General features: G+C 64.8%; 6 protein-coding genes. 1 reads left to right on the plus strand and 5 read right to left on the minus strand.

Features of this window, described 5'->3' with window-relative positions:
* Positions 1 to 144 precede the first annotated feature (144 nt).
* From QA642_RS44185 to QA642_RS44195, 3 genes are all read right to left on the minus strand, one after another.
* On the minus strand, positions 145 to 1,047 hold the full coding sequence (locus QA642_RS44185; protein WP_283082415.1) for an ABC transporter permease: 903 nt from the start codon (positions 1,045 to 1,047) through the stop codon (positions 145 to 147).
* 207 nt (positions 1,048 to 1,254) lie between these two features.
* On the minus strand, positions 1,255 to 2,208 hold the full coding sequence (locus tag QA642_RS44190; protein ID WP_027562031.1) for an ABC transporter permease: 954 nt from the start codon (positions 2,206 to 2,208) through the stop codon (positions 1,255 to 1,257).
* 193 nt (positions 2,209 to 2,401) lie between these two features.
* Positions 2,402 to 4,060: an ABC transporter substrate-binding protein gene (locus QA642_RS44195; RefSeq protein ID WP_283082416.1), complete on the minus strand. Its 1,659-nt coding sequence runs from the start codon at positions 4,058 to 4,060 to the stop codon at positions 2,402 to 2,404.
* 199 nt (positions 4,061 to 4,259) lie between these two features.
* Here QA642_RS44195 and QA642_RS44200 point away from each other — a divergent pair, with 199 nt between their 5' ends.
* Positions 4,260 to 5,855 (plus strand): ABC transporter substrate-binding protein, encoded by a 1,596-nt coding sequence (locus QA642_RS44200; RefSeq protein WP_283082417.1) that lies wholly within the window; start codon positions 4,260 to 4,262, stop codon positions 5,853 to 5,855.
* 330 nt (positions 5,856 to 6,185) lie between these two features.
* Here the strand turns inward: QA642_RS44200 and QA642_RS44205 are convergent, their stop codons facing one another.
* Entirely contained in the window at positions 6,186 to 8,417 is a 2,232-nt protein-coding gene (locus QA642_RS44205) for an adenylate/guanylate cyclase domain-containing protein (protein ID WP_283082418.1), read from the minus strand.
* A gap of 135 nt (positions 8,418 to 8,552) precedes the next feature.
* Positions 8,553 to 16,850 (minus strand): VCBS domain-containing protein, encoded by an 8,298-nt coding sequence (locus QA642_RS44210; RefSeq protein WP_283082419.1) that lies wholly within the window; start codon positions 16,848 to 16,850, stop codon positions 8,553 to 8,555.
* Positions 16,851 to 17,089 lie beyond the last annotated feature (239 nt).

The following is a 17,089-nucleotide window of genomic DNA, read 5'->3' on the forward strand; positions in this document are numbered from 1 at the left end:
CGCCAAGGCCTCGCCGCCGTCATGGCCGGGCTTGTCCCGGCCATCCACGCCTAGCCACAGGAAACAAAGAACGTGGATGCCCGGGACAAGCCCGGGCATGACGACCTTCTGTGCCGCGTCAGTGTGCATCCGCATCATCATACGTTAGTTCCTGATGTCCATGGCGCTGCGCAGGCCGTCCGAGAGCAGGTTGAAGCAGATCGAGACCGCGAAGATCATTGCGCCCGGCAATGCCGCAACCCACGGGTTGACGTAGATCGCGGTGCGCAGCGTGTTGAGCATCAGGCCCCATTCCGGCTCCGGCGGCTTTGTGCCGAGGCCGAGGAAGGAGAGACCGGCTGCCAGGATCATCGAGACCGAAATGAGGCTGGTGGCATAGACGAAGATCGCGCCCAGCACGTTGCCGAGGATGTGCACGCGCATGATGGTGAAGGCGCCGGCGCCGGAGGCGCGCGCCGCCTCGACGAAATCCATGTTGCGCACGCCTGTCGTGACGCTTTCGGCGACGCGGGTGATCTGCGGCACGAACACGATGGTCAGCGCCACGATGGAATTGAGGATGCCGGCCCCCAGCGCGCCCGAAATCGCGATCGCCAGCAGCACCGAGGGGAAAGCGTAGAACACGTCGACCGTGCGCATGATCGCGGTGTTGAGCTTGCCGCCGACATAGCCGGCAATGACGCCGAGCGAGGTGCCGAAGCAGAACGCGAGGATCACCGGCAGGATGCCGATCACCAGCGACAGCCGCCCGCCATAGATCAGCCGCGCCAGCATGTCGCGACCGAGCTCGTCGGTGCCGAGCGGATAGCCAACGGTGCCGATGTGGCGGAGGCGGCGGATCATCGAGCCCTTGTAGGGGTCTTCGAGACCGAGCCATGGGGCGAGGATCGCCGAGAGGAAGATCAGCAGCAGCACCAGCGCGCAGGCCATGCTGACCTTGTCGCGCGTGATGCGGCGGCCGACAGTCGCCCAATAGCCGCGCGCCCTGGTCGCGGGCGCAGCCTGCAGCGCGGCATCGGCGGTGGCGGACAACGGAAGCTCGCTCATCGGCTGGCTCCCGGAAGTTGGTACGATCGATGCGAGCCAAGGAGGTGGTTCACCTCTCCCGCTTGCGGGAGAGGTCGGCGCAACGCGCCGGGTGAGGGCTTTCTCCTCTGGGGGGTCCTCGATTGGGGAGACACCCTCTCCCCGACCCTCCCCCGCAGGCGGGGGAGGGAGCGCACCGTTTGCGCGGTCACAGCTGGGCTCATCTCGCTAGCCCCGCTTGATGCGCGGGTCGATCGCGGCTTGCGCGATGTCGACCAGGAGATTGAGGACGACGAAGAACAGCGCCAGGATCAGGATCGTGCCCTGGAGCAACGGCAGGTCACGCTGGAAGATCGCCGAGTTGAGCAGGAAGCCCGAGCCCGGCCAGGAGAATACGGTCTCGATCAGGATCGAGCCGCCGAGCATGTAACCGAGCTGAAGCCCCATCACCGCGAGCGCGGTGGGCGCGGCGTTCTTGATGACGTGGCGGAACACGCCGCGCTCGTGCAGGCCCTTTGCGCGAAGTGCCTCGACGAAATCCTGCGAGAGGATGTCGCCTGTGAGCGCACGCACGGTGCGCGTGACGATGCCCATGGGAATCACCGAGGTCGTGATCGCGGGCAGCACGAGATATTGCAGATGCGCCCAGTCCCAGGCCCAGGAGTTGGAGCCGTTGGGACCGGCGCCGACCGCGGGCAGCCAGTTCAGCTGCACCGAGAAGATGATGACGAGCAGCATGCCAAGCCAGTAATGCGGCACCGAGACGCCGGCGATGGCAAAGGAGGTCGCGACCTTGTCGATCCAGGTCTCGCGGAAATAACCGGCGATCAGGCCAAGCAGGATGCCCATGGTAAAGCCGATGATGGCGGCGGCAATCGCCAGCGTGACGGTGTTGCCGACCGCGCGCATGACTTCGGCGAGCACGGGACGCCCGGTGGCGATGGAATTGCCGAGATCGCCGTGAAGGGCGCGCATCAACCACAGCCCGAACTGCACCGGCAACGGACGGTCGAAACCATAGGCGGCGCGGAGCTGCGCGGCGAGCTCCTGCGAGGCGTCTGCGGGCAGCACGGCGACGAGCGGATCGCCCGGCGTGATATGCACGAGCAGAAAGCACACCAGCGCGACGCTGATGACGATCGGGATGACGTAGACGATGCGTCTGGCGGTATAGGCGAGCACTGATTTACCTGACTTGGTGTCGCACGATTTGGTGCGCGGGCTACAGTAAGGGACGCATGCTGCGAGGGTTCCCTCCCCCCTTGCGGGGGAGGGTTAGGGAGAGGGGTGGCCACACAGGGACCGCCCGTGTGGACCCCCTTCCCCAACCCCTCCCCGCAAGGGGGAGGGGAGCCCTACCAGCGTGCTCGCCTCACTAATTCATCGACACCAGCGAGAAGTCGATGAACCAGCTCTTCGGCTGCACGACGCCGGTCACCTTCGGGCTCATCGCACGCGGGCCGACGTCGTGGGCGACGTAGAGGAAGGCGGCATCGTCGACGGAGGCGGCGTGGAGCTCGGCGAGCGCGGCATCGCGCGCCGCGGGATCGAAGGTCTGACGGGCCTTCTTCACCAGCTCGTCGAACTTGGGCTCGTTGATGAAGCCCCAATTGTTCGAGACCGGCGGCGCCATGCCCGATTGCAGGAAGCGCACCAGCGCGAAGAACGGGTCCATCGCCGCATAGGTGACGTTGGTGGCGTTCGAGCCGTTGGCGCTGGGATCCTTGGCGCCGCGGCGCCAGTTGGTGAACAACGTGTTCCACTCGATGACGTCAAGCTTCACGTCGAAATAGCATTCGGCGAGCGCCTGCTGGAGATATTCGTTCATCGGCAACGGCTGCATCTGGCCCGAGCCCGACGCCGAGGTCTGGATCTTCACCGTCAGCTTCTTGGACGGACCAAAGCCGGCCTCCTGCATCAGCTTTTGCGCAGCCGCCTTGTCGTACTTGATCTCGAAGCTCGGCTTGCCACGCCAGGGATGGCCGGGCTCGAAGGTCCCGGTCGCCGGCACCATCAGGCCGGCGAGCAGGCCGTCCTTGAGGCCTTCGCGATCGACGCAGAGGTTTGCGGCCTTGCGCACGCGGATGTCGTTCCAGGGCGAGCCCTCGATGCGCGAGAACTGCCAGGGCCAGACGTGCGGCTGCTCGTTGGCGTAGAGCTTGAAGCCGCGCTGCTTGAGCTCGGGCAATGCGTCGGGCGCGGGCGCCTCGACCCAATCGACCTGTCCGGACAGCAGCGCCGCGGTGCGCGCATTCGCTTCCGGCATCGGCAAGAGCACCATCTTGTCGACCTTGGGTACGCGCGCCTTGTCCCAATAATTCGCGTTCTTCACCAGCTCGAGCCGCTCGCGCGGGGTGAAGCTCGCCATCTTCCACGGGCCGGTGCCGGCGGCGTCCTTGGCGAACGCGGTCCAGGCGGCCTGCGACTTCGCCTTGGCGTCTGCGCCTTCGGCCTTGTCGTAGAAATGCTGCCACTTCGACGGGCTCGCCATGAACAGATTGGTGAGATTGATCGGCAGGAAGCTGTCAGGCTCCTTGGTAGTGAGCTCGACGGTCATGTCGTCGATCTTCTTCGCCGAGGCCAGCGTCGGCATGCGCGATGCGGTGACGCCGACCTGGCTGGCGTCGAATTGCGGCGCATCCTGCTTCAGCACCTTCTCGACGTTCCACACCACGGCATCGGCGTTGAACGGCGTGCCGTCATGGAAGGTGACGCCGGGGCGCAGCTTGAAGATCCATTTGGTCTTGTCGGCGTCGTCGACCTTCCACTCGGTGGCAAGGCCGGGGATCACCACGCTCGGCTTGTCGGCGGAGGACAGGTCCCAGCCGGTGAGCGCGTCATACATGGTGAGGCCGGTGAAGCGATTGCCTTCGAAACCTTGGTCGGGCTGACCCAGTGTGCGCGGAATATCGGCAGCCGTCATGCCGATGCGCAGCACGGTTTCCGCAGCTGCCATGCGCGGCCATGCGGCCGCGCTGCCAAGCGCCAAGAGCGCGATCAGCGCCGCCCGTGTCTTGTTGTTCTTGATAAGCATCGCCTCGATCCTTCTTCGGCTTTCGATGATTAATTTTGATGCAATCGTATGCAATGGCTATGCCAAGGAGAAACTTATTCTGCAAATTGCCCCTGCGACGACAAGTCCTTGTGATCAGGCATGGGCGAAAGCGGCGCCCTGCCTATTCTGGCATCAAGATTGCACGTTTGGCCCCAGATCCTCCCTGGAGCCCTGGGCCATGCGTATTCGTCTATCGACCTGTCTCGCCGTGCTTGCGCTGGCGTTATCCGCAATCCCGGTGCGCGCCGAGACGGTGGTGCGCTACGGTATCTCGATGGCGGATATTCCGCTGACGACCGGCCAGCCCGATCGTGGCGCCGGCGCCTACCAGTTCACGGCCTACACGATCTACGATCCGCTGGTGGCGTGGGAGATGGATGTCGCCGACAGGCCGGGCAAGCTGGTGCCGGGCCTCGCCACCGAATGGAAGGTGGATGACAACGACAAGACCAAGTGGCGCTTCAGCTTACGCAAGGACGTGAAGTTTCACGACGGCAGCGATTTCAACGCCGACGCGGTGATCTGGAATCTGGACAAGGTGCTCAACGACAAGGCGCCGCAATTCGACAAGCGGCAGAGCGCGCAGGTGAAGACCCGCCTGCCCTCGGTCGCGAGCTACGCCAAGATCGACGATTTCACGGTGGAGATCACGACCAAGACGGTCGATTCCTTCTTCCCGTATCAGATGCTCTGGTTCCTGGTGTCGAGCCCGGCGCAGTACGAGAAGCTTGGCAAGGACTGGGACAAGTTCGCGAGCCAGCCCTCCGGCACCGGCCCGTTCAAGCTGACGAAACTGGTGCCGCGCGAGCTCGCCGAGCTCACCAAGAATCCAGACTATTGGAACAAGAAGCGCATTCCCAAGGTCGACAAGATCGTGCTGGTGCCGATGCCGGAAGCGCTGACGCGCACCAATGCGCTGCTTGCCGGCCAGGTGGATCTGATCGAGACGCCGGCGCCGGATGCCGTGCCGCAGCTGAAAGCGGCCGGCATGAAGATCGTCGACAACGTCACGCCCCATGTCTGGAATTATCATCTCAGCGTGCTGCCGGGCTCGCCCTGGACCGACATCCGCCTGCGCAAGGCGCTGAATCTCGCGATCAACCGCGACGAAGTCGTTGGGCTGATGAATGGCCTCGCCAAGCCCGCCAAGGGCCAGGTCGATCCGTCGAGCCCCTGGTTCGGCAAGCCGACCTTCGAGCTGAAATATGATCTCGCCGCTGCAAAGAAGCTGGTGGAGGAAGCCGGCTATTCAAAAGCAAAGCCGCTGAAGACCACCTTCATCATCGCGCAGGGCGGCACCGGGCAGATGCTGTCGCTGCCGATGAACGAATTCCTGCAGCAAAGCTTTAAAGAGATCGGCATCGACATCGACTTCAAGGTGGTCGAGCTCGAGACATTATATACGCATTGGCGCAAGGGCGCGGCGGACGAGATGAATGCCGGCATCACCGCCAACAACATCGCCTATGTCACCTCCGATCCCCTCTACGCCATCGTCCGCTTCTTCGCCTCCGACCAGATCGCGCCGGTCGGCGTCAACTGGGGCGGCTACAAGAACCCGAAGGTCGACGCCCTGATCAACGAGGCCAAGCAGACGTTCGACACCGCCAAGCAGGACGATTTGATCGCGCAGGCGCATGCGCTGATCGTGGACGATGCCGTGCTGGTCTGGGTCGTCCACGATACCAACCCGCACGCGCTGTCGCCCAAGATCAAGCAGTTCGTGCAGGCGCAGCACTGGTTTCAGGATCTGACGACGATCGGGATGGAGTGAGGGCGGCGGGCGCCGATGTCGTAGGGTGGGCAAAGCGCAAGCGTGCCCACCAATGATGCGGTGAGAAAGACGTGGGCACGGCGCGTTGCGCCTTTGCCCACCCTACGGGAGTTTTTGGTGGCGCTGGTAGTCGGCACCAAACTACCGCGCCAAACACAATTGTCGTCCCGGGCAAGCGCAGCGTAGACCCGGGACCCATAACCACAGGGAGGCGTTTGACGAGGACTCGGAGTTCCCGGCTCGCACGACGACTCCTCCCTGTGGCTATGGGTCCCCGCCTTCGCGGGGACGACACCTTTAATGAGGCGCGAGCGAAGCCCCTCCCCGCCCCTACTTCGTCAGCAGCGCATATGCCCCGGTCCAGCCTTCCGCCGGCGGATTGACCTGGAAATCCTTGATCCGCGCCTCGTAGAGCTTGAACAGCTTTTCCAGCGTGTCGGCGTCCTCGCTCTTGCGGCCGCGCGCGATTGCGTCCAGCGCGCCCTGCCAGTTCCGGCTGCGGTAGCAGCCGAGCATCTCGATGGTGATGTTGCGCAGGCGCTGGAAGGCGGCCGAATGCATCACGTCCTCGCGGCCGGCGATGGCGTAAATCACCTCCGGCTCGGTCTTGCCCTTGACCATGATGAAGTCGAGCTCGAGGATCGCGAACTTGTCCTTGGCGGCGAGCGCCGTCCGCGAGCCGACGATGATCGGGAAGCCGTACTCCTTGGACTGCCCTTCCAGCCGCGAGGCCAGATTCACGCTGTCGCCCAGCACCGAATAGTTGAACTTGCGGTCCGATCCCATGTTGCCGACAACGCCGATGCCGGTGTTGAGGCCGATGCCGACATTGAGCGGGATGTAGACGTGGCCGCCGTCGGCCGCTTCTTCCTCGCGCTCCTTGTTGACCACGTCGATCTGCTCGAGCATCTGGATCGCAGCCTCGCAGGCGTTGATCTCGTGCTGGGGATCATCGAGCGGCGCATTCCAGAACGCCATGATGGCGTCGCCCATGTATTTGTCGATATAGCCCTTCTGCTCGATGATCACGTTGGTCAGCGGCGTCAGGAAGCGGTTCATCAGCGCCGTCAGGCCTTGCGGATCGTGCTTGTAGCTCTCCGAGATCGAGGTGAAGCCGCGCACGTCGGAGAACATGATCGTCATCTCGCGCTCCTCGCCGCCGAGCTTCAGCTTCTCCGGCGACTGCGCGAGCTGCTCGACCAGCACGGGCGACATGTACTGCGCGAATTGCCCGCGGATCTGCACGCGCTGGCGCTGCTCGCGCACGAAGCTGGAGAAGATGAACGTGATGTAGATCGCGGTCGTCGAGAGCAGCGGATAGGTGAAGTCGATGAGGTAGCGGTACTGCGCGTAGAAGAACCAGGACGTGCCGACGAGACTCGCTGCGAACATCGCGCCCGCGAGTACCAGCCGGACCGGTCCGAGATTCGGCGTGAAGACGATGACGAGCAGGCCGATGATCATCGCGACGAGCAATTCGACGCCGAGCGCGTAGTTCGGGCGGGAGATCGCGGCGCCGGTCAGTATGCTTTCGAGCACCTGGGCGTGAATCTCGACACCCGGCATGGCCCGCGACACCGGCGTGGTCTTGATGTCGTTCAAGCCGACCGCGGAGGTACCGATCAGCACCAGCTTGCCATTGACCTTGCTCGGCGACACCGTGTTGTCGAGGACGTCGGCCGCCGAGACGTAGATCGAGGGATCGTGGCGGGCATAGTGCACCCAGAGCTGGCCGTTCTCGTCGGTCGGGATCTCGACACCCTTGAGGCGGACGGCCCTGATGCCGGTCTTGTCGGTCCGCACCAGCAGCGTCGGCGTGCCCGTGACGACGCGCAGGATCTCCAGGCTGAGCGAGGGCATGATGTTGCCCTGGGCGCGCATGATCATCGGCACGCGCCGGATCAGGCCGTCGCGCTCGGTCCTGATCGTGAACAGGCCGCGGCCGGCGGCGACCTTCTCGATGGCGGGCACGTTGCGCAAGAGGCCCGGGAATTCGAACAGGAAGCGCTCGGCCCCCGCTTCACCGACCGTTGCCACGCCGGTGAAGGGAAGCGCCTTGTCGATCTCCGACGTGATCACCGACTGCCCCGTTTCGCCCAGCACTACGCGCGAGCGCTTGATTGCTTCGGACAGGATCAGGTCGTTGCTCGGCAGCTCGCGCAGCTTGGCGCGAGTGGCATCGTCCAGATAGCGCATCTGGTCCGCGACGATGTCCGGATTGAGCCGGTCGGCTTCCGAGAACACCACGTCGAAGCCGATCGCGACCGCGCCGTTGCTGGTGAGGCTCTGGATCATGTCCGCGATCCGCGTGCGGGGCCACGGCCACTGGCCAAGCTGGGCGAGGCTCTTGTCGTCGATGTCGACGATGGTGACCGGCCGCACCGCCTTGTGGCGCGGATCGAGCAGCTGGAACATGTCGAAGGTGCGCAGCCGCAATTCCTGCACCGGCGGCGGGTCCCACAAGCGCAGTCCCGCAAACACGGCCAGCAGCACGAGGCACATCACCCGCGCAAGGCCGAGCTTGCGCGCAAACCACCGCCGCAGGATCTTGAGACGTTTCATTTCAGTCGGACTTCCTGCCGTGCTGGCCCGATCATGGCGCGCCGGAGTGCGATTGGCTATTCCCCGGATGGGAAGGATTACGGATTTTTTTGCTGGGGGCGAGCTGCGCCGGCCACCGGGAGGCCGGGGCGGCGATCAGGTCACGTGGAAAATGAAATCGCTGGCCTTGAGATTTGCGGCGATCACATTCTTGAGCAACAGCGACTCGTGCTCCGTGATCGGCGCGCCCTCGGCCTGCATGACCTGCTGCTGCCAGCTGACCAGCGTGTCGCCGGATTCCCCCTGCTGGACGATGGTGAGATTGCCGATGGAGCCGACGCCCGAGAACTGCCGCAGGTCGATCTTGTCGAGGCCTTCCGTGAAATCGGTGATGGTGTGCGTGAATTCGGTGACGGCATGCCCGGGGTACAGGACCCCCGGCGCGAACACGAACTGATCCTTGGCGCCACCGCCGGTCAGCGTGTCGTTGGTATCGGTCGCGAAGATCACGTCCTTGCCGTCGGTGCCTTGCAGGGTGATGCCCTGGCTGGTGTTGCCGGCCTCGTGGAAGATGAAATTGACGGTGTCGGACAGGTGCGTGGTCTTGTCCGTTACCGTCAGCGTGATCTGGTCGGTCGCAGGCGCCGAGGCTTCCGGATCGGTGCTGGCCCCGGTCGGATTGTAGGTCAGGCCGGTCTCGAAACCCAGATTGATGGCGTCGAGCGAGCCGGAGACCGGAGCGAAATCGACGCTGCTGAGACCCGGATGCGCGGTCGACAACGTGACGGTGAAATCGTGGGTCGCGGCGCCGGCATCGGTGTCTGTGACCACGAGATCCGTGATGATGTCGCTGTTGTTCTCGATGAGATGCTCGACGTGGAAGTTCTCGGTGTTGATGACCGGGCCGCTGCCTGCGGGCGCCGTCACGCTGGTGCCGATGCTGGTCGGCCCGTTCGAGACCGGCGTGGTACCGCCGGTGCCCGTGGCGGTGAGGTCGATCGTCTCCGTCGCGCAGTGGGTGGTGATCGCGCCGGTATAGGTATCGTCGAGGGCATGGACGCCGAGGCTGCCCGGCGTGCCACTGAAACCTTCAGCCGGGACGAAGCGGATCAGCGTATCGGTGCTCAGCACCAGCGCGCTGGCGTCGCTGACGCCGGAAATATCGACCCAATGGTGGGTGCCGGCAATCTCGTACTGCCAGACGCCCTGGTCCGAGGTGGCGCTGTCGGCGCTCACCGCGACGGCCTTGAAGCTCGCGCCGGTGTCGGCGTCGTGGAACTTGCTCGCGAACAGATCGCTGATGGTGCTTCCGCTCGGATCGCTGTCGTTGCCGGCGACGGACGCCAGCGTGGCGTTGTCCAGCGTCGGCGCGTCGTTGCTGCCGGCGATGTTGATGGTGATGGTCTGGCTTGCGCCGGTCGTGTGACCGTCATTGGGCGCGATGGTGTATTGCAGCGACAGCGTCTGGCCGGCGGTAAGGAAGTCGAAGGCCTGGCTGCCGGAATTGAATTCCCAGGTGAACTGGGCGTGCGTGGCGGTGCCGTTGAGGATGTCGCCGGACGGCAAGACGAGATAGTGCATCAGATTCGAGGCCGACAATCCCTCGAACCCGTCCGCCTGGAGATGGCCGTCGAGATAGATCCCGACGCCAGTGGCGGAGACCATCACGTGATCGGCCGTGTCGGCATCCGACAGGGTCAGCGTGCGGTGAAGGTCCAGGCCCGCATTGGTCTCGTCCGTGGCCGCGCTGGCGCTGTCACCGCTCTCGACCGTGATCACCGGCGCATCGTTGGCGCCGGTCACGTTCACCGTGAACGAGGCCGTGCCGGTGGCGCCATGCGCGTCCTTGGTCTGGACGGTGAACGTATCGGCATAGTTGCCTTCCGACAGCGCGTTGATCGCCGCCGCATTGGGGACGTAGGTGTAGCTGCCGTCGGCGTTGACCGTCAGCGCGCCATAGTGACCTGCGACCGTCGTCACGGCGTGGCTGGTCGCATCCAGCACGGCATAGGTCAGTCCCGCCGTCTCGCCATGATCAGCATCGGTCCCGACCAGCGTTCCCGTGATGTCCGAGAAGCTGTCGGTCGCGGCGGTGTCCACGAGCGGGCCCGTGGTCACCGCAGCCAGCGTCGGCGCGTCGTTCTCGCCGGTGATCGTGACGGTGACGTCGGCCGCAACCTTCTGGCCGGCGCCGTCATCGAGCGTGATGGTGGAGACGACCTTCACCTTCTGGTCCGGCCCGAGGAAGTCGAGCTTGTTGTCGGCGATCGAATAGTTCCAGGTGACGGTGCCGTTGTTCTTGCCGGCCTGCTGATAGGTCAGCGCGCTCTTCAGCGCGGCGATCTCGTCGGCCGTGAGCGAGGCGGTGAGATCGGTGGTGCCATCCGCGGCGAGCAGGGTCACGGTCTGCTCGGTGACGCTCGCCGTCGGCCGGTCGGTCAGGTCGATGTCGGTGAAGTGGATCGCGCCGGTCGCGGCGGGCGCCGGATCGGGCGTGGTGTCGTCGGTCTTGTTCTCGCGCTCGGAGAAGTCCGCGCTCAGCGTCGCCGTGGCGGCGTCGTGCGCCGGCGCATCGTCGTTCGCATGGATCGTGATCCGCGTGTGGCCGGTGCCGTCATCGCTGCCGGCGAAGTGCGCGTGGCTGTAGTCGGCGCCGGTCAGGGTCAGGCTGATGCTCTTGCCGTCCGCGTCGGTGACGGTCAGCACGCCGCCGGTCGAGGGATCGGCATTGGCGACATAGACCGCGCTGGTGCCGAGCCCGTATTTGATCGTCGACAGGTCGATCGTGTCGGTCGCCGACAATTCCGCGATCGATCCGCCGAAGCTCGCCGTATCGATCTGAAGCTCGGCGCCGTCGCCGGCGAGCGTGATCGTCTGCGAGACCGTGCCCTCGAGCTTCAGCAACGCGCCGGCGTCGACGGTGACCGAGCCCGTGCCGGACAGTGAGCCGAACAGGGTCAGGACGCCATCATGAACCTCGATGGTGCCGGTATTGGTGATGCTGCCCGAGATCGACGCGGTGCCCCAGCTGTCGATCTCATGGGCGTTGGTGATGTTCAGGCCGGTCCCGAAAATCGAGGCACCGTTGAGCAGATCGATGACGCCGTGGTTGACGATCGAGGACAGGTTGCCGAACACACTGGTGCCGGAAACGGTCCAGGTGCCGGCCGCCTCGTTGTTGAACGTCGCATGCGCGACCGAGATGTTGCCGTTGATCTCGTGAAAGTTGTTGATCGTGATGGCGCCGCCGGTCTCGACGATCGCATAGGTCGTCGAGGTCACGGCGCCGGCGCCGGGTCCGATCGTGCCGGAATTGTCGATCGTCGCCGAGCCCGTGGCGTTTTCCTGGATGAAGATCGCCGCATGGCCGGTCGGGGCCACGATCGACCCGGAATTGGTGATGTGGGTGGAGCCGGTCGCGCCGACTTCGTTCTGCGTGACGCTGATGCCGGCGAGGCTGGTGCTGGTGATGTGGCCGTGGTTGACGATGGTGACGTCGCCCGCGCCGTTGGCGATGGCGGCGAGACCAACCGCGCCCGTGGCGGAGCCGTCATTGGTGACGCTGACGTCGCCGCCGCCATGATCGAACGCGCCGATCGCCGTGCCTGCGGCGGTGATCTCTGAATTCTGGCCGGTCGTGACCGTGATGTCGCCGACGCCCCAGGTGAACGCCTCGATGCCGTAGCCCGCATCGGCGGTGATCTTCGCATCGCTGTTGACGGTGACGTCGCCGTTGACCGCATTGGAGAAGGCGCCGGTCCCGCCGGGCTTGTAGCCGGCGATGATGCCGCCCGGCGTGGTGCCGTCGTTGTTCAGCGTCGTTCCGGAATGAATAGTGCCATGCGCCTCGACGAAGATCGTGCTGGCAACGCTGCCCGCGATCGCGGTCGCGTAGTTGACGGCAACGATGCCAGAGCTGTCCGAGGTGATGCTGTCGCCCTTCGCCAGGGTGACGCTGATGTCGCCCTGGTCGACGCTGAAGGCCCGGATGCCGTAGCTCGTCGCGCCCGAGATCGTGACGTTCTCGCCGAGCGTGACCGTCACGTCGCCGGTGCCGCCACTCAACGCCGAGGCGTTGATGCCGATGCTCTGGGTGCCGGCGACGGAGATCGTCGTGCCGACAAAGCTTTTCACAGTGACGTCGCCATTGCCGTAATTGTAGGCGTTGATGCCGTAACCGGCCGCGGCGGTGATGCTGCCATGGTTGTTGACGACGACCGTGCCGTTGACGTCGGTGTTGGTGCCGGTGCCGCTCGTGGCGCCGGTATAGCCGGCTTCGATGCCACCCGGCGAGTTGCCGGCGAGGTTCGGGCTGCTGCCGGAATTGATCGTGCCGTAGTTATTGACGGTGATGGTGCTGTCGTCAGACCCGTCGAGCGAGATCGCGCGATTGACGACGACGAGGCCCGCGCTGCCCGAAGTGATGATGCTGCCAGCCACGGTCGTGACCGTCTGGCTGCCGCTGCCATAGCTGCGCGACCGGATGCCGTAGATCGAGCTGCCCGTGATCGCACCGCCGGCGTCGATGGTGATGTCGCCGCCCCCCTGCGTGACAGCGTCGATGCCGTAGGCGCCGCCGACGGCGCCACCGAGCTGGGTGATCGAGATGTCGCCGCCATTGGCGCTGTTCAGATTCTCGACGAGAACGCCGACCGAATTCGCGCCGGTGCCGGTCGCCTTCCCGGAGACGTTGTCGACGGTGATGTCGCCGACGCCGGTGGCGCTGTCGCGCAGCGTGATGCCGTTGCCGGCGAGCCCCTTGATGTCCCCGGTCGCGGTCAGCGAGATGTCGCCGCTGCCGTTCTGCGTCACGACGACGCCACCCGCGGCGCCGGTCAGCGTTCCCGTGGGCGTGAGGACGATGTCGGCAGGGTTGGCCAGCGTGCCGCCCGACGCCGTGAAGGCGAGCGCATTGCCGCTCGATGTCGTGATGTCGGCCGTGCCCGTGATGGTGAACGTGCCACCCGTCGACGACTGGCCGGCGATGGTGCCGGTAAAGCTCTGGCCCGCGACCTTGTCGAGCTGGAGCGTGTCGGTGCCGCCGGCGAAGGTGATGGTTTGCGCGGTCGCCCCCGCGAGCTCCAGCGTCGCGCCGTCGTCGATGATCAACCCGCCGACGCCACTGAGACCGCCGGACAAATTGAGCGTGCCGGCCTGCACCTCGATGCTGCCGGTGTTGGTGACGGCAGCCGAGATCGTGCTGGACCCGGAAACGCCGTAGAGGTTGCCGGCATTGCCGAGGCTGCCGCCATTGATCGAGACGTCGGTGAGATAGAGCTTCGAATGGCTGTCGACGGTGATCGTTCCGGTGCTGCTGTTGCTGACGGTGAGATTTGTCAGCTTCAGCGCGCCATAGTTGATCGCCGCGAGAGACGCGGTGTTGGAGATATCTTCGCCGGAGATATCGAGCACACCGCCGTTCGCCTGAACGAGACCGTGATTGGTGATGGCGTGGATCGTGGCGGGATCGATCGTCAGCGTGCCGCTGGTGACGGTGATCGTACCGGTATTGGTGATGTCGGCATTGTCGATGGCGCTCGTGCCGGTCGATTCCAGCGTGCCCGCGATCGTGACGGTGCCGCCGTTGATGCTCGCGCCGCTGACCGTCAGCTTGCCGTTCGCATCGACCGTGACGTGGCCGGCGTTGGTGACACTGGTGCCCTGGTCGATGGTCAGCCAGCCATTCGCCAGCACCTTGATCGTGCCGGTGGCGGTGTTCGAGACCGTCTCGTGGGCGAACTCGGCCGTGCCCTTGACGTTGACGTTGCCGGAATTGTTCAGCGTGCCGCTCTCGATCAGGCTGGTGCCGTCGAGCTGCAGCGTGCCGAGAATGGCGACGGTGCCGCCATCGACGGTCGTGCCGTCGACGATCAGCGTCGTGCCGCCGTCGGCCTTCAGCGTGCCGCCGGCATTGTGGATCGCAGCCAGCGTCTTCAGCGTGCCGCCGGACAGCTCGATCGTGCCGGAATTGGTGATCGTGGTACCGGCAGCGAAATCGCCGCCACCTGCAAGCGTCAGATGGCCGGCATTGGTGAGCACGCTGGTGCCGAGGATCTCGGCCTTGCCGCCGACCGACATCGTGCCGGTCGCGGCGTTGGTGAGGATCGAGTCCGCGCTCATGTTGAGCGCGCCCGCGATCGTCAGCGAGCTCTGGTTGATCAGCTTCGGCGGCGGGCCGCCAAAGTCGTTCATCGTCACCGACTTGGCAAAGGCCGCGGCGTCGATCGTCACCGGATAGGACGGGGTCAGGCCGTGCAGCTGGTCGGTGATGACGATGACGTCGTCATTGATGGTCGGGACCGTGCCGGTTTCCCAGTTGGCCGCGTCCTTCCAGAACCCGCCCGAGGGAGCGCCCGCCTTGTCGGTCGCGATCCACACCACAGCAGGTGCGTCAGTGCCCTTGATGGTGACGGTGATGGTCTGCTGCGAGGTCGCGCCTTGCGAATCCGTGAGTGTCACGGTGTAGATGAGCGTCAGCACCTCACCCTTCGGGATGAAGTCGGCGAGATAGACGGGCAGATCGGCCAGCGACCAGTTGATGGTGCCGGTGCCGTCGCCGGTGCTGTCGGCGCCCGACGCGATCGAGACCGACATCGCTTTCGCAAACGCCGCGAGCGGGCCCGGCGGCACCGTGCCGTCGGGCAGGGTCGCGCCGGTGAGCTTCACCGACACCGTGTGCGTGTCGGTGAGGTCGACATCGTCGAAGCTCAGCGTGCCCGAGGTCGGAACGTCGCCGGCGAGCGGACCGCCCGGCACGCTGGTGCCGCCTTCGAAGGTGATGGTCGGCACGCTCGTGGTGATCACCGGCTTGTCGTTGGTGCCGGTGATGGTAATCGTGATCGGGATGAGGGCGGATTCAGGGTTGACGGCGAAATTGTTGTTGATGCGGACCATGTAGGTCAGCGTCAGCGTTTCGCCGGCCGCGAGGAAGTCGAAGACGTGGTCGGGGACCGTGTAGGTCCAGACCGCCGAGCCGTTGTTGTTGTTGGCTGCGTCGGGGATGACCTGGATAGCGATCTGGGTCGCCGCGATGTCCTGCTTCTGAAGCGCGGAGAGCGTGCCGGTGACGTCCTGCTGACCGGCGTTCTTGTAGACATAGTTCGGCGCATCGCCGAGGCTGATCGACACCGTCGGCCGGTCGCCGAGATTTTGATCGACGAAGGTGATTCGGCCGGAGATCGTGTCGAGACCCACGCTGTCACCGGACCCGTCCGCACGGTCGCCGGTCGCATTCGTGTGCTCGGTCAGCGTGAATACCGTCTTCACACTGCCGTTGGCATCGAGGCTGCGCGCATCCGGCGGACCGGGAATGCGGGTGCTGGTCGCCGGTGAGTTGCCGGGCCCCACCGACGTCTGCGGATTGAGGTTCGTGAAGATCGGGATCGCGGTGGCGCCGGACGGCGTCTTGATCAGGATGCCGTCGCTGGTCTGCGTGATCGTGTCGGTGAAGTTCTGGGTGAGCTTGGTGTTGGTGTTGTTGTCGGTGAACTTCAGCGTGAACACGTCCGTGATCAGCTTCTGCACGTCCGGCGACAGCAGCCCGTTGGTGATCGAGACGTTGCCGCCGCTGATCTGGATCATCTGGCCGGCCTGATTGACAGTCGCGATCGGCAGCAGCGTGACCTTGTCGAACAGGATGTAGGAGCCCGTCGTGCCGTTCGGCTCGACCAGCACCTGGAAGCTCGCCTGCGGCTGCGGATCGCCGCCGCCGGCGGGAACGACGAAGTTGATCTGGGTCAGCACCGCCGTGCCGCGGATGCCCATGGTGGCGACCGGCGTGTCGATCTTCATGTCGCCGTGCTTGGCGGTCTCGCCGGCGACGAAGGTGATGGTGCCGGCGACGAGGCTCAGCAGCGAGGAGTTGCTCGACCCGTTGGGGTCGTAGACCATCTCGTTCAGCACCATCCGCGCATTCGAGGACAGGCCGAACACGGTGCCGTCGATGAAGGTGATGCCGAGCGTCGAATCGGCGCCGGTCGAGCACACGTCGCCCTTCTCGACGTTGTCGCCGTTGTTGAGGATGACCGAGACGCCGTTGCGGATCGCGGTCGCGCTGCCCGACAGCTTGGTGACGTGGCCGATGACCTGGGCCGCGGCAACGCCTGACGCGGCCTGCGCATATTGCACATGGCCCGTGAGCGCGTTGACGACGTCGCCGGTGAGGTGGGCGCCGTCGGGCGAGGCGACCGCCGCGCGCTTGTCGCCCCTGAAATAATCGTGGACGACGAACTCGTGCCCGTCATGGGAGAGCACGAGGTCGAGGCCGGCGCGCTTGAACTCGCCGTTGAAGATCAGGTTGGCATCGGGAACAACCACCGCGCCGTCAGGCAGCTGGCCATGCGCCTTGGCGATGAACGGCTTGCCGGTCAACGAATCGACATGAAGGTCGGCGGGCGAGCGGGAACTCGGACCGTCCATGGCGATCGCGGCGTCAAATTTGCCAGCGTAGTTCAACCGGGCACCGTAAAAAGGGGTTAATATTTATGTAAGTATCGACCGACTAAGCTTGCTTAGCATTACCAAGTCGTTAGCGAAACCATCTATTGCTTGTGTGATTTCGCGTCACTTGGCCATAGGAGCCTGCGCCGAGCGGCGCCGAACAGAGAAGCTGAAGTAGTTTTTGAAGCATCCCAAAGTCGAATTGGGCTTATCTGCGCGCATTTCCAGTCATCCAAAGTAATCTGTCGTATAGA

This window comes from Bradyrhizobium sp. CB2312 (genome assembly GCF_029714425.1).
Classification (GTDB): domain Bacteria; phylum Pseudomonadota; class Alphaproteobacteria; order Rhizobiales; family Xanthobacteraceae; genus Bradyrhizobium.